Annotated in this window: 24 protein-coding genes; 14 read left to right on the plus strand and 10 right to left on the minus strand. The window is 59.4% G+C overall.

The annotated features are described in order from the left end of the window. Positions 1-23 precede the first annotated feature (23 nt). A complete protein-coding gene (locus FZE95_RS05240) occupies positions 24-1,313 on the minus strand; it encodes a DUF2254 domain-containing protein (RefSeq protein ID WP_178100934.1) in 1,290 nt (429 codons plus the stop codon). A 159-nt stretch (positions 1,314-1,472) separates the two neighbouring features. Here FZE95_RS05240 and FZE95_RS05245 point away from each other — a divergent pair, with 159 nt between their 5' ends. Beyond that, positions 1,473-2,762 (plus strand): MFS transporter, encoded by a 1,290-nt coding sequence (locus FZE95_RS05245; protein WP_190324501.1) that lies wholly within the window; start codon positions 1,473-1,475, stop codon positions 2,760-2,762. A 31-nt stretch (positions 2,763-2,793) separates the two neighbouring features. Here the strand turns inward: FZE95_RS05245 and FZE95_RS05250 are convergent, their stop codons facing one another. Together FZE95_RS05250 and FZE95_RS05255 are read right to left on the minus strand one after the other, a co-directional pair. Continuing rightward, a complete protein-coding gene (locus FZE95_RS05250; RefSeq protein ID WP_150299797.1) occupies positions 2,794-3,315 on the minus strand; it encodes a cytochrome b in 522 nt (173 codons plus the stop codon). Positions 3,316-3,360: 45 nt separating this feature from the next. Then, a complete protein-coding gene (locus tag FZE95_RS05255) occupies positions 3,361-4,194 on the minus strand; it encodes a DODA-type extradiol aromatic ring-opening family dioxygenase (protein ID WP_150299798.1) in 834 nt (277 codons plus the stop codon). A gap of 103 nt (positions 4,195-4,297) precedes the next feature. Here FZE95_RS05255 and FZE95_RS05260 point away from each other — a divergent pair, with 103 nt between their 5' ends. The 5 genes from FZE95_RS05260 to FZE95_RS05280 all read left to right on the plus strand — a co-directional run bounded on the left by FZE95_RS05260 (position 4,298) and on the right by FZE95_RS05280 (position 8,890). After that, positions 4,298-5,200 (plus strand): LysR family transcriptional regulator, encoded by a 903-nt coding sequence (locus FZE95_RS05260; RefSeq protein WP_150299799.1) that lies wholly within the window; start codon positions 4,298-4,300, stop codon positions 5,198-5,200. 127 nt (positions 5,201-5,327) lie between these two features. Then, on the plus strand, positions 5,328-5,966 hold the full coding sequence (gmk, locus tag FZE95_RS05265; RefSeq protein ID WP_150299800.1) for a guanylate kinase: 639 nt from the start codon (positions 5,328-5,330) through the stop codon (positions 5,964-5,966). A 65-nt stretch (positions 5,967-6,031) separates the two neighbouring features. Beyond that, the gene (gene rpoZ, locus FZE95_RS05270; protein ID WP_150299801.1) at positions 6,032-6,289 is read left to right on the plus strand and encodes a DNA-directed RNA polymerase subunit omega; all 258 of its coding nucleotides are present in this window, start codon (positions 6,032-6,034) and stop codon (positions 6,287-6,289) included. 64 nt (positions 6,290-6,353) lie between these two features. Then, entirely contained in the window at positions 6,354-8,495 is a 2,142-nt protein-coding gene (spoT, locus tag FZE95_RS05275) for a bifunctional GTP diphosphokinase/guanosine-3',5'-bis pyrophosphate 3'-pyrophosphohydrolase (protein WP_150299802.1), read from the plus strand. A gap of 14 nt (positions 8,496-8,509) precedes the next feature. Next, positions 8,510-8,890 carry a RidA family protein gene (locus FZE95_RS05280; RefSeq protein ID WP_150299803.1) on the plus strand — a complete coding sequence of 127 codons (381 nt, stop codon included), beginning with the start codon at positions 8,510-8,512 and terminating at the stop codon, positions 8,888-8,890. A 72-nt stretch (positions 8,891-8,962) separates the two neighbouring features. Here FZE95_RS05280 and FZE95_RS05285 read toward each other — a convergent pair whose 3' ends face one another. Both FZE95_RS05285 and FZE95_RS05290 read right to left on the minus strand, forming a co-directional pair. Then, entirely contained in the window at positions 8,963-9,388 is a 426-nt protein-coding gene (locus FZE95_RS05285) for an OsmC family protein (RefSeq protein ID WP_150299804.1), read from the minus strand. A 74-nt stretch (positions 9,389-9,462) separates the two neighbouring features. Then, positions 9,463-10,308, minus strand: a complete 846-nt coding sequence (locus tag FZE95_RS05290) for an SDR family oxidoreductase (RefSeq protein WP_150299805.1) — start codon at positions 10,306-10,308, stop codon at positions 9,463-9,465. Between the two features lie 72 nt (positions 10,309-10,380). On the opposite strand from FZE95_RS05290, the gene FZE95_RS05295 reads away from it, so the two are divergent. The 3 genes from FZE95_RS05295 (at position 10,381) to FZE95_RS05305 (ending at position 14,930) form a co-directional block, all read left to right on the plus strand. Beyond that, complete coding sequence (locus tag FZE95_RS05295; RefSeq protein WP_150299806.1) at positions 10,381-11,304, plus strand: hydrogen peroxide-inducible genes activator; 924 nt, start codon at positions 10,381-10,383, stop codon at positions 11,302-11,304. A 3-nt stretch (positions 11,305-11,307) separates the two neighbouring features. Beyond that, a complete protein-coding gene (recG, locus tag FZE95_RS05300) occupies positions 11,308-13,392 on the plus strand; it encodes an ATP-dependent DNA helicase RecG (RefSeq protein WP_150299807.1) in 2,085 nt (694 codons plus the stop codon). A gap of 134 nt (positions 13,393-13,526) precedes the next feature. Continuing rightward, on the plus strand, positions 13,527-14,930 hold the full coding sequence (locus FZE95_RS05305) for an aminoacyl-tRNA deacylase and HDOD domain-containing protein (protein WP_150299808.1): 1,404 nt from the start codon (positions 13,527-13,529) through the stop codon (positions 14,928-14,930). A gap of 85 nt (positions 14,931-15,015) precedes the next feature. Here the strand turns inward: FZE95_RS05305 and FZE95_RS05310 are convergent, their stop codons facing one another. From FZE95_RS05310 to FZE95_RS05320, 3 genes are all read right to left on the minus strand, one after another. Beyond that, positions 15,016-15,288, minus strand: coding sequence for an HU family DNA-binding protein (locus FZE95_RS05310; protein ID WP_150299809.1), 273 nt, complete (start codon positions 15,286-15,288; stop codon positions 15,016-15,018). 388 nt (positions 15,289-15,676) lie between these two features. Then, positions 15,677-16,831, minus strand: a complete 1,155-nt coding sequence (locus FZE95_RS05315) for an NAD(P)/FAD-dependent oxidoreductase (RefSeq protein WP_150299810.1) — start codon at positions 16,829-16,831, stop codon at positions 15,677-15,679. Positions 16,832-16,853: 22 nt separating this feature from the next. Beyond that, positions 16,854-17,021, minus strand: a complete 168-nt coding sequence (locus FZE95_RS05320) for a rubredoxin (RefSeq protein WP_150299811.1) — start codon at positions 17,019-17,021, stop codon at positions 16,854-16,856. A gap of 137 nt (positions 17,022-17,158) precedes the next feature. On the opposite strand from FZE95_RS05320, the gene FZE95_RS05325 reads away from it, so the two are divergent. The 4 genes from FZE95_RS05325 to phoR all read left to right on the plus strand — a co-directional run bounded on the left by FZE95_RS05325 (position 17,159) and on the right by phoR (position 20,760). After that, the gene (locus tag FZE95_RS05325; protein ID WP_371923524.1) at positions 17,159-17,683 is read left to right on the plus strand and encodes a chorismate--pyruvate lyase family protein; all 525 of its coding nucleotides are present in this window, start codon (positions 17,159-17,161) and stop codon (positions 17,681-17,683) included. Between the two features lie 30 nt (positions 17,684-17,713). Then, the gene (gene ubiA, locus FZE95_RS05330) at positions 17,714-18,604 is read left to right on the plus strand and encodes a 4-hydroxybenzoate octaprenyltransferase (RefSeq protein ID WP_150299812.1); all 891 of its coding nucleotides are present in this window, start codon (positions 17,714-17,716) and stop codon (positions 18,602-18,604) included. 87 nt (positions 18,605-18,691) lie between these two features. Then, complete coding sequence (phoB, locus tag FZE95_RS05335; RefSeq protein WP_150299813.1) at positions 18,692-19,381, plus strand: phosphate regulon transcriptional regulator PhoB; 690 nt, start codon at positions 18,692-18,694, stop codon at positions 19,379-19,381. A 62-nt stretch (positions 19,382-19,443) separates the two neighbouring features. Further along, complete coding sequence (phoR, locus tag FZE95_RS05340) at positions 19,444-20,760, plus strand: phosphate regulon sensor histidine kinase PhoR (RefSeq protein ID WP_397387104.1); 1,317 nt, start codon at positions 19,444-19,446, stop codon at positions 20,758-20,760. On the opposite strand, the gene FZE95_RS05345 is transcribed toward phoR, so the two are convergent. Then, positions 20,742-21,644 (minus strand): response regulator, encoded by a 903-nt coding sequence (locus FZE95_RS05345; protein ID WP_150299815.1) that lies wholly within the window; start codon positions 21,642-21,644, stop codon positions 20,742-20,744. The genes phoR and FZE95_RS05345 overlap by 19 nt on opposite strands. A gap of 372 nt (positions 21,645-22,016) precedes the next feature. Continuing rightward, positions 22,017-23,183: an iron-containing alcohol dehydrogenase gene (locus tag FZE95_RS05350; RefSeq protein ID WP_178100939.1), complete on the minus strand. Its 1,167-nt coding sequence runs from the start codon at positions 23,181-23,183 to the stop codon at positions 22,017-22,019. 266 nt (positions 23,184-23,449) lie between these two features. Here FZE95_RS05350 and FZE95_RS05355 point away from each other — a divergent pair, with 266 nt between their 5' ends. Further along, the gene (locus tag FZE95_RS05355) at positions 23,450-23,776 is read left to right on the plus strand and encodes a c-type cytochrome (RefSeq protein WP_150299816.1); all 327 of its coding nucleotides are present in this window, start codon (positions 23,450-23,452) and stop codon (positions 23,774-23,776) included. Positions 23,777-23,779: the final 3 nt, after the last annotated feature.

Below are 23,779 nucleotides of genomic sequence, written 5' to 3' on the forward strand. Positions count from 1 at the left end.
CCTGACGTCAGAAGGCATCCCTGTCAGCGTCGCGAGCCAGCCTGCCCCGCGCTCGCCATTTTGACCACCTGGTCCGAGAGCTTACGCAAGCGCTCCTTGTCCTCCTCCATATTCATCGCCAGCTCGGCGCGCTTGAGCGCCAGGACTGAATATTTTGCAGCACTCGCGGCGAATAGCCCGCCACGGTCGGCGAGCGCTCTCAGCGATTTTTGCAGGCGCACCTGTACTTCAATCAGCGCTGCCCCGTCACGCGCTATCGGTGTGAATATGTCGTCGAACAGATCATCCAACTGCATCGGCGGTACGTGTACCCGCGCGTGTGCCATCGTCCCCATGGGCCCGATTTCCGGGTCGTCGTTCCAGTGCGAGAACAGCCGTACCACGCGCCCAAGCACGTCTATCGCGGTGCCTGGATCGTTGATCCCGGGTGAGAGGGCTCGCGAGGCGATCTCCGCCATCACCACCAGACCAAACCGCGGGTCCTGATCGAAGGATCGTTCAGAGCCGATGGTGAAGGCTTCGCAAATACTGTCGGGCAATTCACCGGCCTGGCAGTCTACCCAGACCATCGGCTCAAGCGGATTAACGAATGAGCCAGTGGTGCTCACCAGATACACATGAGCGTGATTCTCCTGTGCCCATGTAGAGAGCTCCCCGATATCAATATGACCTATATAACCCGTCGAGCCCGGATAAACCGGCAGCGCGGATTGCGGGATCTCGTTTACCGGGTCGTAAAGTGCCTGAGCACCAATGGCCGGGTTATCAATCCGCGTGGTCAGCGCCTTGCGGACTACCGCTTCGACCCGGGCGGTGGTATCCCCCATGCGGCCAAAATGCGTGAGATGTTCAATCCACCGCAGCATGGTCGCAGCGATGATAATGATGACCAGCAGGGTGAAGGCAAACAGGATCATCCTGCCACGCTCACCGTAGATCTCGGTATGCAGCGCGATAATGCCGACCAGGCTGAACAGGAATGAGCCCAGGAAGGTGCCCAGCACATTGTGCGTCGTGGTGTCCTGCATCAGCAGGCGGGTCGCGCGTGGCGTAATGTTGGATGTTGCCGTGCCGTAGGCGGATACCATCACGGTGAGGGAGAAGGTGGTGACCGCGAGCATGCTGGAGGCCAGGATGTTGAGGATATCGCTTATCGCTTCGGCGGCAATGTCGATCGGCGCCTCACCTGGCCAGAACTGGTCCGCAGCGGTGGCGAGCAACGCAGAGCCAATGCCCAGCAGCGCGAACAACGAAGCCCGAACCCACAGCATGCGGCCAATCTGACTCAGTATCCATTGCCACTTCGATATCATTCGTTCTCTCCGCCAGAATCTGGTCGACACGCCGCAGGTATTCCCACCTATTGACCAGCGATACGCCAATAGTGTCCCTGACGGCACGCGCGATTGGCTTTATAGTGCTCAGCTTGCCGCACCAGCCAAGCCGTCTCGCACTGTCGAAGAGAGCCTTCCTTGTCCCGGATTCACACGCCCACAGGCCGCCCCAACGTCTACCGTCAGCCAGGCTTTATCGCCTTCGTGATTGCCCGATTGATCGCCGTGTTCGCCATGCAGATCCAGGCAGTCGTGGTCGCCTGGCAGGTCTATGAGATAACCGGCGAGCCCCTTTCTCTGGCCTACGTGGGGCTGGCGCAATTCATTCCGATGCTGGTTTTGCTGATGCCAGCCGGCGATCTGATCGACCGCTACAACCGCAAGCGGGTACTGGCACTGAGCTGGACCGGCGCGGCATTGTGCAGCGGCGTGCTGTTGTGGCTCTCCATGCATGAAGCCGAAGATGCGTACTGGTTCTATGCCGCGTTGGTGCTGTACGGCTGTTCCCGGGCCTTCATCGGACCGGCGCTGACCAGCCTGCTGCCACAGATCGTGCCGCGCGATCACCTTGCCCAGGCGATTGCCACCAACAGCATGATCATGCGCACCGCAACCATTCTCGGCCCGGTACTCGGCGGTGTGCTTTATGCGATAGACGGAGGCGTACTGACCTACTCGGTGTGCCTGGCCTGCTTTGCCGGCGGCCTGCTGTTACTGACCCGCGTCCCGGTGCGATATGCCGACCAGAGCCCGGCCGCTCAGGACACCACCGGCTGGCAGCGCTTTACCGCCGGGATCCGGTTCATCCGCTCGCGCCCGATCGTGCTCGGAACCATTTCGCTGGACCTGTTTGCGGTGTTGCTGGGCGGTGTGGTGGCGCTGCTGCCGATCTATGCCAGCGACGTGCTGCATGTCGGCGCCGAAGGGCTGGGCCTGTTGCGCAGCGCCATGGCCATAGGGGAAATACTGGTGGGGATCTATCTCAGCGCCAGACCCTTCAATAATCATGTCGGGATCACCATGTTCATCGCGGTGGCGATATTCGGTGTGGCCAATATCGTGTTCGCACTGTCGACACTGTTCTGGTTGTCCTTCGCTGCGCTTCTGGTGGCTGGTGCAGCCGATATGGTCAGCATGTACATACGCTCCGCGCTGATCCAGTTTTCGACGCCGGATAACATGCGTGGGCGGGTGAACGCGGTAAACATGCTGTTTATCAGCTCGTCCAACGAGCTGGGCGTATTCCGCGCCGGGACCAGCGCCGCCTGGGTCGGCGCAGTACCGGCCGCGTTGCTCGGCGGGTTCTGTACCCTCGGCGTGGTGGGTGGCTGGGCGCTGGCGTTCAGGTCCCTGCGCCAGGTATCGCGTTTTGAAGATGCCTCACCCGAGCACCTGTCAGCTCAGGGCGCCGGGCAAAACCCTAAATGATCTGACCCCGGGGCATCCCGGGGCTCAGTGCCTATACCATTCGCTGCAGCACACCGTCACGCTTGATGAAGTGGTGCAAGAGCGCCATGCCGATATGGCCCACCACCATGACCAGCAGGAACCAGGCCAGCGGGGAATGCAGACTGCCCACTGCAGCGGCCCAGGGGATTTCATCGCCTTTGGCTGCCAGCTGCACGCCGAAAGCCGTCAATCCATATCCATTACCCAGCATTACCATAACGCCTGTCAGTGGCATCAACAGCATGGCCGCATACAGCAGAAAGTGTCCGCCCTTGACCAGCATCGCAGTCTTCGGATCCTGCTCGGGCCTGTTGTTGCGCTGCGTTAACGCCCAGATGATGCGCAGCGCAATCAGCACAAACAGCAGAACCCCGATCGAGATGTGCCATGGCACCAGCGTCTCACCGATCCAGTGCTCACCTTCAGCGATACGGTCGAAAAACTTCAATAATCGCCAGCCGATAAGCAACGCCATCAGCCAATGGAATACACGGGTGACCCTGCCGTACCGTTCTTTTGTGTCGATAGACATCTACTGCTCCTGCTGTAACGGGAAAATTCTGCAACGTTCGGCCAACTAACCGAACCGATAGGCGGAAATACTGGTTTGCATGACTTGCTCGGAATACACCTTGATACCCCTCGAGCCCGACGCCGCGCCCGCCGCCACAAGCAACGGAAGCAAATGCTCTTCGCCGCCTGGCGGATGACACAAGCGGGCATTGGGCGCCTGCGTCCAGGCTGCGAGCAGGCTGTCACGTTGGTCCGGCTGGCTTTCCACCGCCGCGCTCAGCCAGTCGTCGAACTCGGCCGAGATCGCCGCGAAGCGCGGATCCCCATAGCCCGGCATGTTGTGAAAGCTCATGCCACTGCCAACAATCAGCACGCCCTCATCGCGCAAGGCCGCCAAAGACCGACCGACTTCCAGATGGGCTGCCGGATCAAAATCACGGCGAAGCGATAACTGCACAACCGGAATATCGGCGCGGGGAAACATCAATTTCAAGGGAATGAACACGCCATGATCAAAACCGCGCTCGCGGTCCAGCTGAGCGTCAGCACCATCCTCATGAAGCAGTTGCGCTACCCGCTCGGCCAGTTCCGGACTACCCGGGGCCGGATAGGTCAGTTCATAGGTATGTTGTGGGAAGCCGTAGTAATCGAAAATCAGTGGCGGGCGGGGATTACCGGTGAGGCTGAACGCAGGCTCCAGCCAATGGGCTGAGATCAACAAAATGGCTTTTGGACGCGCCGGCAAGGTATCAGCCACACCCTTGAGAAAGGCCTCCATCCGTACCCAGGTGTCCGTCGGACTCCAATCCATGAAGAAACACGGGCCCGCTCCATGGGGAATAAAGAACACGGGCATCGGCCCGGTTTTAGCAGTTGCAGCGTCGCCATTGTCGTTCATGTCAAAGTCCTCATAAAAAGTCTGGATCGAGTATGAGGTGTCAACCATAGGTAGAGAACTAGCTAAAATGCGCTAACAGTTATCACTCATAGTAGGAAATGAAATGCTGGATCGGATTACCGGTATGCGGGTTTTCGTGCGAGCCGCCAGCGCAGGTAGCCTGTCAGCAGCGGCGCGCCATCTGAGCATGTCCCCCGCCATGGCGACCAAACATGTCGATGCGTTGGAAGCGCGACTCGGCGTCAAACTCTTCCACCGCAGCACGCGGCGGCTCAGCCTCACCGAAGCAGGCAGTAATTATCTGGATGCCTGCCAGCGCATTCTGCCCGATATAGAAGAAGCCGAAGCCGAAGCCGCTTCACTACGCACCAGGGCAAGCGGTCTGCTTCGCCTGAATGTCCCGCTGTCCTTTGGTGCACGCTTCGTCGCTCCGTTGATTCCTGAATTCAGCCGCCGGCATCCCGAAGTGACCGTTGAACTGGGCCTGAGCGATGCTCAGCTGGATCTGATTACCGGCGGCTGGGATCTTGCCGTGCGGATTGGTCGTCTCGCCGACAGCCCGCTACAAGCACGAAAGCTTGGCGACAGCGCCATGCTGCTCTGCGCTGCGCCAGTGTATCTGGCGCAAAGGGGCGCACCGCGCCGCGTTGCAGAATTGGCCCAGCACAATTGCCTGAGTTACACCCTGTCAGCAATGCAAGGCAGCCAATCCTGGGCGTTCGGCAGCAAGGGCGAAATACGGGTGCCCATCACCGGCAACCTGCTAGCTAACAATGGCGATGCTCTATTGGCAGCCGCTGTCGGCGGGCAGGGAATCATCTACCAGCCGCATTTCATCGTCGGTGAGGCACTGGCTCGCGGCGAGCTGATTGCCCTGGAGCTGGATCAGCCAGTCATCGAGCTTGGCGGGATCCATGTGCTTTTCCCGCCCGATCGCCGGCCTCCGGCCAAAGTCCGGGTAATGATCGATTATCTTGCAGAACAATTCGCCTCGTCTCCCCCCTGAACCCGTTACGCCGAGGGTACGGCCGCGTGATGCAGCCTGACCGGCAAGGAAAACCGTCATGACGGGGCTAGCGAATAATCCTATAATCACAGGCCAATTCGCTCCGCCGTACACGCAGGACACGCAAATGACCCCAGCCACAGGCACCCTTTACATCATTTCCGCTCCATCCGGCGCGGGCAAGACCAGCCTGGTAAAGTCGCTGATCGATCAGATAGACAGCCTGCGCGTTTCTGTTTCGCACACCACACGCGCACCGCGCCCCGGTGAGGTGGATGGGGTGAATTATCATTTTGTCAGCCGGGAACAGTTCATCGAGCGCGTGGAACACGCTGATTTTCTCGAGCACGCGGAAGTGTTTGGCAATCTGTACGGCACGTCGCAAAGTACGGTGGAAAACACGCTGTCGGCGGGATTTGATCTGATTCTGGAGATTGACTGGCAAGGCGCGCAGCAGGTGCGTCGCAAGTTGCCCCAGGCGCGCTCGATATTCATCGTCCCCCCCTCGCTGCAAGATCTGCGTGAGCGCCTGAACAACCGGCAGCAGGATGAAGAAAGCGTGATCGACCGCCGCATGCAGCAGGCTGTTGAGGAAATGAGCCATTATGTGGAATATGACTATGTCGTCATCAATGATCGTTTCCAGGATGCACTCGACGATCTGAAGGCCATCCTGCGATCTGGCCGTCTCAGCCTGCCATTCCAGCAGACCCGGCATTCCGGCCTGCTCGCTGCGCTCTTGTCAGAAGCACCAGCAGTTAAGTAGACTGTCAGGTCCCGCGTCCCTGTTCGGTACGCGTCCGTTTCTTTTTTAGTTGCTCCGGAGTACACATGGCCCGCGTTACCGTTGAAGACTGCCTTGAAAATGTAGAGAACCGTTTTGAGCTGGTCATGCTGGCTACCAAGCGTTCACGCCAGATTGCCACTGGCGGCAAGGAGCCCAAGGTTCCGCTGGAAAACGACAAGCCCACAGTGCTCGCGCTGCGTGAAATCGCTGAAGGCCTGGTCACCTATGAAATTCTTGCCCAGGAAGCGATTCAGGATCAGCAGGAACCGCTGTACTCGCTGGAATCCGATTTGGCGGAGTAACGCCCTTGCGAAGGACATGCATTTCTGACGTTCGTGCCCGCTCGGCCGGGTGCAGGAGATATACATGTCCGGTATAGAAGTCTTTGCAGAATCACTCGGAAGCTATCTTGAGCCGGACCAGGTCAACCTGGTCCGGCGCGCCTATTTCTATGCCGAGCAGGCCCATGACGGCCAGACCCGCCGCAGTGGCGAGCCGTACGTCACCCACCCGCTAGCCGTAGCCCATATTCTCGCCAGCATGCACATGGACCATCAGAGTCTCATGGCAGCCATGCTGCACGACGTTATCGAAGATACCGGCATCCCCAAGAATGCACTGGTCAGCCAGTTCGGCGACACCGTGGCCGAACTGGTCGACGGGGTCAGCAAGCTGACCCAGATGACCTTCGAGACCAAGGCCGAGGCCCAGGCGGAAAATTTCCAGAAGATGGCCCTGGCCATGGCGCGCGATATCCGCGTGATTCTGGTCAAGCTTGCCGATCGCTTGCACAACATGCGCACCCTGGGCGCCCTGTCCGGAGAGAAGCGCCGGCGGATCGCCAAGGAAACGCTGGAGATCTACGCGCCGATCGCCAATCGCCTGGGCATGCACAGCCTCAGTACCGAGTTTGAAGATCTGGGCTTCAAGGCCATGCATCCGATGCGCTCGCGGATGATTGACCGCGCTGTGCGCAGCGCACGCGGCCACCGCAAGGAGCTGCTGGGCAAGATCCTCGGTACCCTGCAGGAATGTCTTGAGCGAGAAGGTTTGCCCGGCAAGGTAATGGGCCGCGAGAAGCATCTGTACGGCATCTACCAGAAGATGCGCGGCAAGCGCAAAGCGTTCAACGAGATCATGGACGTCTATGCCTTCCGGATCATCGTCGACAAACCGGACACCTGTTATCGCGTACTGGGCGCCGTGCACAGTCTGTACAAGCCGTTCCCGGGCCGTTTCAAGGATTACATTGCGATTCCCAAATCCAATGGCTATCAGTCCTTGCACACCACCCTGTTCGGTCTGCATGGCGTACCGATTGAAATCCAGATCCGTACCGAGGAAATGGAAGAGCTCGCCAACAATGGGATCGCTGCGCACTGGGTCTACAAGTCCAACGATGAAGTGATCAACGGCAACCACGCCCGTACCCGTCAGTGGCTCAAGGGCGTACTCGAGCTGCAACAACGCGCCGGTAATTCGCTGGAATTCATCGAGAACGTCAAAATCGACCTGTTCCCCGATGAGGTCTATATCTTCACGCCCAAGGGCCGGATCATGGAATTGCCCAAGGGCGCGACGCCGGTTGATTTCGCCTACGCCGTGCATACCGATGTGGGCAATAGCTGTATCGCCTGCCGGGTCAACCGCCGGCTGGCACCGCTGTCCGAACCGCTGCAGAGCGGGCAGACGGTAGAGATCATTACCGCAGCGGGTGCACGCCCCAACCCCGCCTGGCTGAGTTTTGTAATTACCGGCAAGGCGCGTGGCAATATCCGGCACTTCCTCAAGCATCAGCGGCATTCCGAATCCATCGTGCTGGGTGAGCGGTTGCTCGACAAGGTCCTGGCCAGCTTCAATACCAGACTCGAAGATATCTCCGAGGCCAGGATCGCCCAGGTGCTGAAGGATTCGCGCATGCCGACTCTGGACGACCTCTTGGCCGATATAGGTCTGGGCAACCGGATGGCCTATGTTGTCGCCCGCCGGCTGATTGCCAGCGAAGCTACCTCCAGTGTGGAAAATGCAGCTGCTGAATCCCAGGAAACGTCGAATATCAGCGAGTTGCCACTGGCCATACGCGGTACCGAAGGCTTGGTCGTCAGTTTCGCGCGTTGCTGCAACCCGATCCCCGGCGATCCGATCGTCGGCTTTTTGTCATCCGGCAAGGGTATGGTGATTCACCAGGCCAACTGTCGGAATCTGGCAGACAACCGCCACAGCGATGAAAAGATTCTGCATCTCACCTGGGACAAGGACGTCACCGGCGAATTTACCGTCGAACTGCGCGTCGAGCTGGAACATCAACGCGGCATTATCGCCCAGCTTGCCACCGGCATTGCCATGGCTGACGCGAGCATCGACAAGATCAGCGTCGACGAGCGCGACGGCCGAACCAGCGTAGTGCAACTGGTCATCCGGGTCCGCGATCGCCTGCACCTGTCACAACTTATCAAGCGCATCCGCGCACAAAGCGGCGTCCTGCGCATTACCCGAATGAAAAACTGAATTCTGGAGCACTCATGAACAAGCAAGTCATCACCAGTGACAATGCCCCTGCGGCTATTGGTCCCTACTCCCAGGCCATCAAGGTAGGCAACACCGTCTATCTGTCAGGCCAGATCCCGCTCGACCCAGCCACTATGGAAGTGGTTGAAGGCATGGAACAGCAAATCTGCCAGGTCTTCGACAATCTGACAGCTGTTGCTGAAGCCTCCGGCGGCAAGCTGCAGGATATTGTCAAGCTGAACATCTTCCTGACTGACCTGAGCCACTTCGGCCTGGTCAATGAAGTCATGTCCCGTTACTTTCAGAAGCCCTATCCTGCGCGCGCAGCGATCGGCGTCGCCGCGCTACCCAAGGGCGTGCCGGTGGAAATGGATGGCATCATGGTCGTCGGCTGAAGATCCAGCCGGACATGCAGCTGAACGAATCGAGGCGCCTGGGGGCGCCTCTTTTCGTTCCGGCATACAGCCTCAATCGTCGAGGCTTTTTTCCAGCGTGATTTCAGCGTTGAGCACTTTGGAAACCGGGCAGCCCGCTTTGGCCTTCTCGGCTATTTCCTCGAATTGCGCCTGTTCAATACCGGGGATCCGCGCCTGAAGATCAAGGCGAACCGCGGTAATGGCATAGCCTTCTTCGAGCTTCTCCAATGTCACCGAGGCATTGGTGGCGATTTTTTCGGGGGTAAACCCTGCTTCGCCCAGAAGCATGGAAAAGGCCATGGAAAAGCATCCTGCATGGGCGGCGCCAATCAGCTCTTCCGGGTTGGTTCCCGGCCCGTCTTCGAATCGCGTGTTGAATCCGTAAGGACTGTATTCGAGGGCACCGCTCTCGGTGGACAGAGTGCCTTTACCTTCCTTGAGACTACCTTCCCAATGCGCTGATGCGGTCTTGTTCATAGTTGACTCCTGGTGGGTTGAAGCTTTCAGACCCTTAGTAAGACAACTCGAATCCCGGATCGCTCAATGCTGTGCTATGCGTCCTTCAACATCCGGGCATAGCCTTCGCGATAACTCGGATACTGCGGCTCCCAACCACTTTCACGCGCCAGCGCATTGCTGCAGCGCTTGCTTCCGGTCCGCCCACTGGTCGGGCCTTCGTCAAGTAATTGCACGCCAAGCTGCTCGGCCAACCAGGCAGCCACTTCGTGCATCGGCGCGGGTTCGTCATCCACGCCCAGGTAACAGGGCGCCAGCAGTTCATCCTGCTCGGCCTGTTGCAGCAAGTGCTCCAGCAGCGCTGCAGCGTCATCCCTATGTATGCGGTTGGTGTACTGCGGTGGTTCGACCGGCACACACAGCCCAGCGCGCACCTGTTCGATCAAGCGGTTGCGACCCGGGCCGTAGATACCGGCCAGGCGCACCACGGCGGAGGGGATACCACCGCGCAGGGCAACGTCCTCGGCTTCGACAAGAATCCGTGAGGTAGGCGATTCGGCCAGCGCCGGACTGTTCTCCGTCACCCACTCCCCGTCTGACTGACCGTATACCCCGGTGCTTGACACCTGCAGAAGAAATTGTGGCTTTTTGCGCCCGGAGCGGGCCCAGGCCAGCACATGCTCCAGGCCCTCAACGTACAGTTTGCGGTAAAGCTCAGGGTCACGCTTGCCGGCTGCCGGGCAATACACCAGGTAATCGATCTTGTCCGGCCAGCCGTCCGGCTTGTCGGGCTGAGTAAGATCGGCCGCGATGGGCTCGATGTTGTCGGGCAGATTCGAGGTGTTACGCCGTAACCCGAATACCTTCCAGCCCCGCGCGCTCAAACGCTCACCCAGAGCCGTACCCACATCACCACAACCCGCTATAACCACCTGTTTCATTCTGATTGTTTTCCTCTATCGATCAACCCGTTATGCTGGGCCGGTCTATCTATTGAGGCCCAGTATACCGCCATGACTCTTACCGAGCTGCGCTACATCGTGACCCTTGCCCAGGAACAGCATTTCGGCCACGCGGCTGAACGGTGCCATGTTTCGCAGCCTACCCTGAGCGTAGGCGTCAAAAAGCTTGAAGACGAGCTAGGCGTGATGATTTTCGAACGCAGCAAGAGCGCGGTACGGGTAACGCCCATCGGTGAGCGCATCGTCTCCCAGGCACAAAAGGTGCTCGAGGAGGCGCTGACCATTCGCGAGTTGGCCAGTGCAGGAAAGAATCAGATTTCCACGCCACTGAAGGTCGGCGCGATCTATACCATCGGGCCCTACCTGTTCCCGCATCTGGTGCCGCAGCTGCATCGCGTTGCACCGGAAATGCCGCTGTATATCGAGGAAAATTTCACCCACATCCTGCGTGACAAACTGCGCAACGGCGAGCTGGATGCGATCATCGTCGCCCTGCCCTTCAGTGAGCCGGATGTGTTGACCCGGCCACTCTACGACGAGCCATTCAGCTTACTGGTGCCCGCCTCGCACCCCTGGGCCAAGCGCGACAAGGTCGATCTCCATGAGCTCGATGATGACAAGCTGCTGCTACTGGGTGAAGGCCATTGTTTCCGCGACCAGGTGCTCGAGGCTTGTCCGACCATCCGCAAGGGTGAAGAACAGCATCGCCACACCACGGTGGAATCCAGCTCGCTGGAAACCATCCGGCACATGGTCGCCTCGGGCATCGGCATGACGGTGCTGCCGATGTCCGCCGCCGATGACCGCTACTACAGCTCCGACCTGCTGGTCACCAAGAACTTCACCACGCCTGCACCCTACCGCACGGTTGCGGTGGCCTGGCGCGCCAGTTTCCCGCGACCCAAGGCAGTGGAACTGCTGAGCGACTCGATTCGCCTGTGCTCGGTCAAGCCAGTGACCAGGGACGCCGAGTAACCAATGCTCTCGGCGCCGGAACGTACCTCGCTCACCGTCCTCAAGGGGATCGGGCCGGCGGTAGCCGAGAAGCTCGAGCGGCTCGGACTGAAAAGTGTTCAGGACATACTCTTTCACCTGCCGCTGCGGTATCAGGATCGCACCCGCGTAACGCCGATCGGCGCGCTTCGCCCGGGCATGGATGCGGTTATAGAAGGCGTGGTAGCCGGTGCGGATGTCGTCATGGGGCGGCGCAAGAGTTTGCTGGTTCGGCTGCAGGACGGCAGCGGCACCATCAGTCTGCGATTCTACTACTTCTCAGGTGCGTTGAAGAGCAACCTGCAACGTGGCAGCCACTGGCGCTGCTATGGCGAAGTGCGCCCCGGCGCGTCAGGGCTGGAAATCTATCATCCAGAAATGTCCAGCCTCGACAGCGCTCAGTCCGCGCCCGTCGAACAGACCCTGACGCCTATCTACCCGGCAACCGAAGGCTTGTCACAGCAGCGGTTACGCAATCTCAGTGAGGCCGCTTTGCAGTGGCTGGACCAGGGCAACAGCCTGGTTGATCTGCTGCCCGTCGAGTTCAGCCAGCAGTATCGGCTCGCCCCGTTGCGCGAGGCGATTCACACTCTGCACCGTCCGCCGCCGGATATCGACCTGGAAGCCCTGGAGGAAGGGCGGCATTGGGCTCAACATCGCCTGGCGTTTGAAGAGTTGATGGCACACCAGCTGGTAATGCTGCGTCTGCGCGCCGAAATCCGCTCGCGCGCGGCGCCAGCGATGCATGCCAGCGGTGCGTTGGCCCAGGACTATCTGCGACTGCTTGGCTTCCCCTTGACCGGCGCACAACAGCGAGTTTCCGGTGAGGTCATCGCCGACCTGCAGCAGCCACGACCAATGTTGCGACTGGTTCAGGGCGATGTCGGCGCCGGCAAGACGGTGGTCGCTGCTCTGACTGCACTGCACGCCCTGGAAGCTGGCTGGCAGGTCGCGCTCATGGCGCCTACGGAGATTCTGGCCGAGCAGCACTTCATCAATTTCCAGCGCTGGTTTACGCCGCTGGGCATTTCCGTGGCATGGATGGCCGGGAAACTCAAAGGCAAGGCGCGGGCTAATCAGCTTCAACTTATCGCAACAGGTGATGCAGCCATGGTGGTGGGCACCCACGCGCTGTTCCAGCCCGAAGTGCGCTTCAACAATCTGGGGCTGGCGATTATTGACGAACAGCACCGCTTCGGTGTGCAGCAACGGCTGGCGTTGCGCGACAAGGGCGCGGCGGGGCGCTTCTCTCCGCATCAGCTGATCATGACCGCCACGCCCATTCCCCGCACCCTGGCGATGAGCGCTTATGCCGATCTGGACACCTCAGTCCTTGACGAACTGCCGCCGGGGCGGACACCCATCAACACCGTACTGGTCGCTGACACGCGCCGCGAAGAAGTGGTCGAGCGTGTGCGTGCCGGTTGCGCCCAGGGACGCCAGGCCTACTGGGTGTGCACGCTGATCGAGGAGTCCGAACAGTTGCAGGCCCAGGCCGCCGAGGTAACCTGGGCGGAGCTCTGCGAAAGCCTGCCGGAGCTGTCGATCGGCTTGATCCATGGTCGTATGAAAGCGGCGGAAAAAGCCGACATCATGGCTGCGTTCAAGGGCGGCGATCTGCATCTGCTGGTCGCCACTACGGTGATCGAGGTCGGGGTAGATGTGCCCAATGCCAGCCTGATGATTATCGAGAATCCCGAGCGTCTGGGACTAGCACAGTTGCATCAATTGCGTGGACGGGTCGGGCGCGGCAGTACGGCAAGCCATTGCGTATTGCTTTACCACGCCCCGCTGTCGGCGCTGGGTCGCGAACGGCTTGGCATCATGCGCGAAAGCTCCGATGGCTTTGTCATTGCCGAGAAGGACCTTGAGCTGCGCGGGCCAGGTGAAGTGCTGGGCACCCGACAAACCGGACTGGTGCAATTTCGCGTTGCCGATCTGGTCCGCGACGCAGACCTGCTACCCCATGTACAACGTGCCGCGCAGAGTCTCGCCACCCAGCACCCTCAGCAGGTCCAGCCGCTGGTTGATCGTTGGCTCGCCCACGGCCAACAGTTCGCCCAGGTCTGATGGGTACCCCTAATTAGTCGCGTCAAGGCCCAGGATCTGTTGCAACAGACCCTGGGCCCGACAGCACGACCGGTTCCTGCGTGCTACCATCAGCGCAAAGCCTCCCTGGGCGGTACCGGCAAAAAGGACAATTCATGAATACCCATTCGGCCACTGAAACCGACGGCATCAGCCTGCCCGATCTGATTGAAAAGCAGCTGCAACAACAGGGAATACGTTACCGGTTACGCCAGGCAGGGCAGACAGAGGTCACCCCACGCCGCGTGCAGGCCTGCCTGTTGTCCGACAGCGATGGGAGCGTGCTGGCGCTATTCCCGCGCGATCATCTGCTCGACCTTAAACGTGTCGGTGAACTGCTCGGACGCGAGCTTGAGCCATTGCGTGATCAGCGCCTGCAGCGACTGCTGACCCAGCACCAGCTGAGTCAACTGCCGGGTCTGCCAATGCTGTTCAACTCACCGGCGATCTTCGAGCAGAGCCTCGGAGATGAGCCTGTGGTGTGGATGGATAGCGGCCTGCAAGGCTGGTGCCTGGAACTCGATCAGGCCGACGCCCGTGTGCTGATGGCGAAGGCCAGCTCAGGCCGTTTTTCCGTGCCACTGAGCAGCCTGGCCAGCTTGCCCGATGACCCCGAGCAGGACCAACAGGACCTTAGTAATGCCGTGCGCAACTTCACTGCCCTGCGCATGCGTCAGCGTCTGGAAGAAACCATAGAAATTCCGCCGCTGCCGCAGTCCGCGCAGAAGGTCATGAAGCTGCGCGTCAACCCGGACGCCAGCATCGAAGAGCTTGCCGACGTGGTGGAAACCGATCCGAGCCTGGCTGCGCAGGTCGTCAGCTGGGCATCGTCGCCGTTCTATGCCGCGCCCGGCAAAATCCGCTCGGTGGAGGACGCCATCAGCCGGGTGCTGGGTTTCGACCTGGTTATCAACCTGGCGGTGGGCCTTGCGCTGGGCAAGACCTTCACGCTACCAAGAGACTCAGCCGAACGCACCACACCCTATTGGGAACAGGCGATTTACACCGCTGCTGTGATTGATGGCCTTGCTCGGGCCATGCCCGTTGCGAAACGTCCCGAAATGGGTCTGAACTATCTCGCAGGGTTGCTGCATAACTTCGGTTATCTGGTGCTGGCGTATATCTTCCCGCCCCACTTCAAGATGATTTGCCGGCATGTCGAAGCCAACCCGCATGTTCCACCGCATCTCGTGGACCAGCATCTGCTGGGCGTGACGCGTGACCAGATCGGCAGTTGGCTGATGCGTTACTGGGATATGCCTGCCGAGATATCCACCGCCATCCGCTACCAACACGATCCGGACTATCAGGGCAATTTGCACCTGTATGCCAACCTGGCCTATCTTAGCCTGGCGCTACTGAGCGAAAGAGGAATAGGTAGCGGGTCTGAAATGCCAATACCGCCCGCTCTGTTGGAGCGGCTAGGCCTGACTGCAGAAAGCGCTGCCAAGGCGGCAGACAAAGTACTTGAAGCGCGCGATGCGCTGCGCAAACTGGTCACTGTGTACCAGCACGGCTGATATCGGGGCAATGGGCGTGGAATGATTCAGGAAGGCGTACTGCGATCGGAGGCTCAGTGATAACACCGCAGCCTCCGACAACCACTTAATTGATCGAATCCTTGAGGCTTTTGCCTGGCTTGAAGGAGACGGTATTACTGGCTTTGATCTGGACAGGTTCGCCTGTTTGCGGGTTTTTACCTGTACGGGCGCCACGATGTCGTTGCAGAAAGGTTCCGAAACCTACCAGAGTCACAGTTTCCTTCTTGCTCAGTGCCTGGGTGATTTCATCGAGAACTGCATTGAGTACACGGCTTGCCTGTTCCTTGCTTAGGTCAGCCTTGTCGGCGATTGCCGCGGCGAGATCCGGTTTACGCATATAGAGCCTCGTTATCTGTTGTTGTTTTCCGCCGCGTCCTTCGCAGCGGCGCCAGCAGCCAACCCCTCTCGGACGGACCGCATAGCCAGATCAGCATCGCAGAAGTAGCGGCTATGCGCCAGCCCCTGATGAAGTCATCCGCGATAGGAGAGCGGTTTTTTCCGACAAAAGGCGTGTAGTCCCCGGAACGAGACGCTTATTTGGGCAAACTTCGAAAAGGAAACTGGCTCAGAACAGAAGGCAAGATGCAATCACTGAGCGCTGAACCGCTCTGGGTGGCACCTTTGCTCAACAATCAGAATGGGGGCTTTTGAGAAGGGGCTTGGAATTCTTCGCCCTCTGGCCGACAGTGAACTGGCTCGACAGGGCGAGCCAGGGCAAACCGTTTCTACACTAACCAGCCAGGGAGTTCCCGGTTCAATTGCAGCTTTTCCCTCACAGCCGCGCCGGTCAATGCATAGCCGTGTAAAACGCCCTGCGAATCATGAAACAGAGCACGCTGGTCCGAGCCTTCGCCGGTGACGGTCCACTCGCCTTCGGTAGCGGTGAGCGGCGGCGAAACCACCAGGGGACAGGCCGGCGTCTTTACCATGATCGGCATGGCCGAATAGCTAATCTCGGTCGGATTGCCCGTCAGCGTTTTTGCAAGCGCTCGCGCGCAGGTCATCAACGGCATCACATACATCAAGCTCAAGGACGCCACTTCCGCGCAGTCACCCAGCGCGTAGATGTGCTCGGCTGACGTCCGCAACTGGCGATCGACGCTGATGCCCTTGGCCACCTCCAGCCCAGCGGCTTCAGCCAACCCCCGGTTGGGCACAAGACCAATGGCGGACAGGGCTTGCTCGGCCTCTACACGGGTGCCATCTTCCAGCGTGATACACACGCCCGCGTCGGTCAGGTCCATCTGCTGGATACCCTTGCTCAAATGGAAACCTACTCCCAGGTCTTCCAGCGAAGCCCTGACAGGTTCAGCCACCTGCGTAGGGATCAGTCCAGCCATCAACGTCCGGTCCGGTGCTATCACCTGAACGTCGAGACCGGCGGCTGCGAGATCATTGGCAAACTCACTGCCGATCAGGCCAGCGCCGATAATTGCCACTGAGCGCTTGCTAACAAGCGCCCGACGAAAGCGTGCATAGTCAGTCAGATCATTGATCGACAGTACGTGCTCGCCCAACGCCTCGGCCCCTGGAAGTTGTCGGGCCAAAGCGCCGGTAGCCAGGACCAGATCGCTGTATTGCATCCGCCGCTCACCCACCATCAGACTCCGCGTGGCCGGATCGATAGCGTCGACCCGGGTTTGTACGAGTATTTCAGCATCGAGCTGAGCAGCCATCGTAGCGGCATCCTGCATGGCCAGCTCGTCGGCCTCCTTGCCCTTGGCGAAGCCGGTGGACAACAACGGCTTGGAGTAGAATCGACCGTCGTCGGCGGTAATCAACAGCAGCGAACGGCTACTGTCGAGCTTGCGAAATTCCTTTGCCAGGTTATAGCCGGCCAAACCGGTACCAACGATAACCAGCGGAGATGCATCAGACACTATATGAATCCTTGAACAGAGATCAGCCGATCGAGATCATCTCGAAGTCTTCCTTGCCCACACCGCAATCGGGGCATTGCCAGTCGGCAGGCACATCTTCCCAGGCAGTTCCCGGCGCAATTCCGTCGTCCGGCCAGCCTTCGGCTTCGTCATAGATAAAACCACACACGATACATTGCCATTTTTTCATTCACGGATCCTTGGTAGCCAAAACTGCGTCGACACTACCGGATTCGCCGGCGGACGCCAAGCACAGGCACTGGCGCGCTGCACGAGGCATTCGTGATAACCTTGCCGCACTATCCATCTGCAATCCGGCTATGACACGTGAGACTTCCCGACTGGCATTCCGCCGCCCGACATCCCTGCAAACCTGCCGGAATGTTGCTGGATTGGCTGCAGAACGAAGGGTCGCTGACCCAACGTCTGACCGAAGCCGGCGACAACGATTTCAGGGTTGAACTGCTGGAGCAATCGCTGCAGCCCGCGCGTGCAGACGAAGCCTGCGCGCTGGGTCTCGAGCCCGGCACTCAGGTGTGGGTGCGTGAAGTATTACTGCATACTGCTGGCGCACCGCGCGTATTTGCCCGCAGCGTCGCGCCCATGCACACGCTGACGGAAGGGAAGGGCGACCTGACCAACCTGGGCACCCGCAGTCTCGGCGATTTGCTTTTTCGCGGCGGCCTGGGAATCAGCCGCGGGCCGATTGAAATCAGCCGTTATCCCGCCGAGTGGCTGCCGTCGGCGTGGCGCAGCGAAAGATGCTGGGCACGCCGCTCACGCTTCGGCGATGGTCGCCTGCAGCTGTTGGTGTGTGAAGTGTTTCTAGAAGGCTGGCCGCCCGCCAGCTGATCCCAATCCCATGTCGCACGGAGAACTGCTTTGCTTGGCTTGTTGATCAGACCTTTTGGCCGCGTCCACCCACGGGCCAATGATTTCATCCAGCTGATGCGCATGGACCGACCCATCGGCACCTATCTGCTTCTGTGGCCGACGCTCTGGGCATTGTGGATTGCGGCCGAAGGGGTTCCCGACTGGTCAGTGCTGGTCATCTTCGTGCTCGGCGTAATCTTCATGCGCGCCGCCGGCTGCGTTATCAATGACTTTGCCGACCGCAAGATCGACGGGCATGTCCGGCGCACCACGCAGCGGCCATTGGCGACCGGCCGCATCAGTTCGCGTGAGGCATTGATCACCTTTGCGGCGTTGGTAGCGGTCAGCGCCATACTGGTGTTGCTGACCAACCGCATGACTGTACTGCTGGCCTTCGGCGCCATTTTCCTCGCCAGCATTTACCCATTCTGTAAGCGCTTCACTTTCTATCCTCAGGTAGTGCTCGGCGCTGCCTTCTCCTGGGCGATCCCCATGGCTTTTGCTGCCCAGGCCGAAGCCCTGCCGAGTGCGCTGTGGCTGATATTTCTCGCCAACCTGCTGTGGACCGTGGCATACGATACCGAGTACGCCATCTGTGACCGCGAAGATGACCTGCGTATTGGCGTGAAATCGACCGCCATTCTGTTTGGCGAATCAGACCGGCATATCATTGGCCTGCTGCAGGGGCTGACCCTGATCTGCCTGTTATTGGCAGGTGCCCGCTTCGATCTTGGGCTTTACTACCACCTCGGCCTGCTGGCGATGCTGGTCAGCTTCGGCTGGCAGCAGTGGTTGATTCGCGAACGCGAACCGCACGCCTGCTTCGTTGCATTTCTGTCCAACCACTGGAGCGGCATGCTGGTGTTTATCGGACTGGCACTGGATTTTTGGCTAGGCTGATCGGCGCTCGCTCTGCGGTCATACAACTGCAACAAAAATGTTATCTAATCGACGCATGTTTCAATCCGCAACGGGACGGTAGATACCATGCAGGGAAAAACGATACTGATCGTCGATGATGAAGCACCTATCCGGGAGATGATTGCCGTCGCTCTGGAAATGGCCGGCTATGAATGCCTGGAGGCAGACAACACCCAACAGGCCCATGCCAGCATCGTCGACCGTAAGCCTGACCTGATACTGCTCGACTGGATGCTTCCAGGCACCACCGGTATCGAACTGGCACGCCGGCTCAAGCGCGACGAAATGACTGCAGATATCCCGATCATCATGCTCACCGCCAAGGGCGAGGAAGACAACAAGATCCAGGGGCTTGAGGTGGGCGCTGACGATTACATCACCAAACCCTTTTCCCCGCGTGAACTGGTGGCGCGCCTGAAGGCGGTTTTGCGCCGCGCAGGCCCCGCTGATGCTGAAACACCGCTGGAAGTGGACGGGCTCTGTCTGGACCCGGTCAGCCACCGCGTTACTATTGATGGCGAGCCTGGCGAGATCGGACCCACCGAATACCGGTTGTTGCTGTTCTTCATGACGCATCAGGAGCGCGCCTACACCCGCGGCCAGTTGCTTGACCAGGTCTGGGGTGGCAATGTCTATGTTGAAGAACGCACCGTAGATGTTCATATCAGGCGCCTTCGCAAGGCTTTGGGAAGCCGCTACGAAAACCTCGTGCAAACAGTCCGAGGAACCGGCTACCGGTTCTCCACCAAGGGCTGAAGGGCTCAACCATGGAGCGGCTAACCGGCGCGACAGATGCCGTAATCATCACGGAGACGGAATTGACCACCAGCTGGACCCGGGCCTTACTTGTCAGATTGTTCTGGCTCACGCTGATCTGTCTGCCGGTAGGCCTGCTGACCGGACATCTGGCCTGGACGCTGGTGTTTGGTCTGGTGGTGTACGTCAGCTGGACTCTTCGCCAGCTGCTGTGGTTTCATAACTGGCTGATCGACAATCCCTCAGCAGATCTTCCCGATGCCCGCGGCATATGGGGCGAGATATTCAGTACGATCCATCGACAGCGACAAAGCGCAGCCCGGCGCCAACACAAGCTGCAAGAAATAATTGACCAGATCCAGGCGTCTACTGCTGCCTTGAGCGAAGCAGTCGTCATGATAGATCGGCAGGGCCGCCTGCAATGGTGGAACGCCTCGGCCGATCGACTACTCGGATTGCGTAACCCGGCGGACAAGGGGCAACATGTCACCAGTCTGATTCGTGATCCGCGGTTCGTGACCTATTACGAGACAGGTTCGCACTCCGAACCACTGAGTCTCGACTCGCCGACCAGCAAGAATACTCATCTGCAATTCGCCATTACCCGTTACGGGCAGGGTGAACGCCTGATGATCGTGCGCGACATTACCCGCTTGCATAACCTCGAACTGATGCGCAAGGACTTCGTCGCCAACGTATCCCACGAGCTGCGCACCCCGCTCACCGTAGTGATCGGGTATCTGGAAACCCTGCTGGATAACGAAGACGTACTCGCCTCTCGCTGGAAGCGCGCCATGTTACAGATGCAAACGCAGGCCTCGCGGATGCACACCCTGCTTAATGATCTGTTACTGCTGTCGCGCCTGGAAACCACCGACACGACCCTGGATGAAGAACCGGTATCGGTGCATCTGCTGCTCACGCGTATCCGGGACGATGCGCTGGCATTTTCCGGCGAACGACAGCACCGCATAACGCTGGCCAACGAGACCGAACAGCCACTCATCGGCATCGCCGGCGAACTGCGTAGCGCCTTTTCCAATCTGGTATTCAACGCAGTGAAGTACACCCCGGACGGTTGCGCGATACAGATACGCTGGTGGTCAGACGGGGCGGGAGCCCATATGAGCGTCACCGACGACGGGCCGGGTATTGCGCCGGAACATATCGGGCGCCTGACCGAACGCTTTTACCGCATCGACTCAAGCCGTAACAGCCACACCGGGGGCAGCGGCCTGGGTCTGGCGATCGTCAAGCACGTGCTCCTGCGCCATCAGGCCCGGCTGGAAATTATCAGTGAAGAAGGCACGGGCAGCTGTTTTATCTGCCATTTCCCCGCCAGACGGCTGGTTCCGATGGATCAGGCGCTCGGCGAGTAATGCTGTTGGCTGCTACCGGTAGCAATCAGCCGCGACAGGTAGTCGAGCTTTTCCGGGTCCTGGTCGACAAAACGTAGCGTAACCTTCAACCACTCGCAGTCCATACGCGCTTCCATCGAGGCCACCGAATGGATATAGGCGTTGATTCGCGCTACCGAGCGGTCACTATCCTGTTCAAGATCCAGCACGCCGCTCTCGAATATCTGCGGCATCTGCTCACCACGCCGGACCACCACCAGCGCATCGCGCAGACTCAGCGTCTTGATAACGCACGGCAACTGCCGGCCCGGTAAACGCAATTGTCCCTGGCCGCGCACCGGTTGCGTGGCAACCGGACCGGCTACGGGTTTGTCAGTTTCAGCGGGTAACGCCGAAGAGACCGGAGTGGCTGCGCTGGCAGGCGGAGCCGAGCTGGGCTTGTGCCCACCGGTAAGATTGGCAATGGTGTCCTGAGCCGTACCGACACTGGCCCGGGCCTTTCGCCCCTCCAGTAGTTCAAGCTTGCCAGCGCGGTGCAGCGCCTTACGCACCTTGGCCACCAACTGCTCGTTGCTGAATGGTTTGCCGATGTAGTCGCTGACCCCGGACTGTATGGCTTCGACCACGTTTTCCTTGTCGCCGCGACTGGTCACCATGATAAAGGGTATAGCCGCCGCGTCCGGCTGCCCTCTGAACCACTGGAGCAACTCGAGGCCATTCATCTCGGGCATCTCCCAGTCGCATAGAATGAGATCGAAACCCACGCGACTGAGGATCTGCTGGGCCTTGCGACCATCGACCGCCTCTTCGACCTGCACGCCGGGAAAATGACTACGCAGAGCCTTTTTCACCAGGTCACGGATGAACGGAGCGTCGTCGACTACCAGGACCGAGACTTTCGCCATGTTGATTCTCTTTGAACAGATAACCTGCGCAGCTTACCGCAGAGTGCTGGCAAACCCCAATCAACCAGCGGGGATTTCAGGCAATTTAGCGCGTGGCAGAGGGTTCGGCCTGAGGAGAAGTGACAACACCCCGCCCGCCATGACGACAGGCGGGGGACTAGGGTCTGTTGCCGTTTCATCGCGAGCCGCGTTGCTGTGTCAAATGGCGCCAGGCCGGGCGGCGATCCGCAAGGCGCGGGACGCAGGAAATGGTTGTTCCCTTGCCCAGTCCGCAACGCCTCATGGGGTCATTTGCCAGGCAACCTAGGCGGCCCCACCCGAAGGGACGGGGCCCGTCGCGGCCGTGACGAAACGGCAACAGACCCTAGCGGGTCAGACGCCCTGAACGGTGCCGTTGACCGCGTTGAGGAATAGCTTCTGATACGCTGCTGCATCCAGCTGGCGAGCGTTGGTGCGAGCTGTTACATCCTTGGCTGACATCTTGCCAACCAGTTCGGCCTGACTGTCGTCAACACCGATCTCTGCCAGCGTGTGCGGGATGTCCAGCTCCTTGCGCAGGTCGAGTATCCATTGCATCACACCGTCAAAGTTGGCCTGTTCCAGTCCCAGGTAGCGCGCCAGACGGACAGTCTCTTGTTCAATGGCGGGCCGGTTGGCCTCCATGACGTAGGGCAGCATGATTGCGTTAAGCAAACCGTGGTGACTGTCGTAGAGCGCGCCTACGCTATGCGATACCGAATGAATCGCGCCCAGCCCGCGCTGGAACGCCGTGGCGCCCATACTCGAGGCAACCATCATCTGCAAACGGGCATGGATGTCCGAGCCGTCAGCCGTTGCGCGGGGCAGGAATTCCTTGATCAGGCGAACACCTTCCAGCGCGATACCTTCGGCCATCGGATGAAAGACTGGCGCGAAGAAGGCTTCGATGTTGTGGGCCAGCGCGTCCATACCGGTCGCCGCAGTGAGTTTGGGCGGCAGACCAACGGTCAGTTCAGGGTCAAGGATGACGATCGGCGGCATCATGCGCGCGTTGAAGATGATGCGTTTGCTATGCGATTCCTCATCGGATATCACCGCAGCCTGACCTACTTCCGAGCCGGTGCCCGCGGTAGTCGGCACGGCAACCAGCGGCAGCATTTTGCTGACATCGACCACAGCCGGGTTCTGCGCTTCCCAAAGCGTGCAGCTCTGGTTTGCGATCAGAGCGATGGCCTTGGCTGCGTCGATAGCGGAACCGCCACCGAAAGCGATCACGCCATCATGTTCACCTTCGTGAAGCGCCGCAACACCGTCAGCCACGTTGCCGCCAGTAGGGTTGCCCTTTACGCCGGTGAACAGTCCGGGACGCAGACCGTGGTCGCGGCATTGCTGCAAGGCCTGCTCGATCATAGGCAGTGCGGCCAGGCCGGGGTCAGTAACCAGCAGCGGCGCTTTCATACCCAGCTGACCACAGCTCTTGGCCAGTTCGCTGATACGTCCGGCGCCGACTTTTACCGCTGTCGGATAGTGCCAATTCATGCTGTAAGAGGTAATTTCCATGAGTTCTCCGCTACCCTCATCAGGATTGAAATTTGCTTGATTTTACAACCCTTGACCGCTGGATTGCTGCCATCCGGGGTACAAAATTCAAAATTGTCCCGAAACATACCCAAATCGAGGGCTGTAGTCTATCTACCAGGGATCATGCGACAACCTGGCGCTTGATTAAATTGAATCGCAGTGCAAACTTGCGGTCACAGGATCTACAATCCGCCGACAAAACAAGCAGGCCTGACCTGCGACAGAACAGCCTCTGAGGATATGTCATGAAAAAGTTTTTGTTACCCCTTGCCGTCACCGGCGCACTCTTCTCTGCTCAAGCGGTCACTGCCCAGGAAGCGGGCGAAGGCGGCGAAGCCTTGTTCAAAAGCAAGCCCTGCGTTGCCTGCCATAATGTCGACGCGCAGCTGGTTGGCCCGGCTCTGAAGGCTGTCGCTGCCAAATACCAAGAAGAAGAAAATGCAGTCGAAACCATTGCTGCCAACATCAAGAATGGTTCTTCCGGCCAGTGGGGCGCAATCCCCATGCCGCCGAACCAGGTTACCGAAGATGAAGCCAAGCTTCTCGCTGAATGGGTTATGACTCTCGAATAACCG

The sequence above is a fragment of the Pseudomonas profundi genome, from assembly GCF_008638305.1.
Lineage (GTDB): Bacteria > Pseudomonadota > Gammaproteobacteria > Pseudomonadales > Pseudomonadaceae > Halopseudomonas > Halopseudomonas profundi.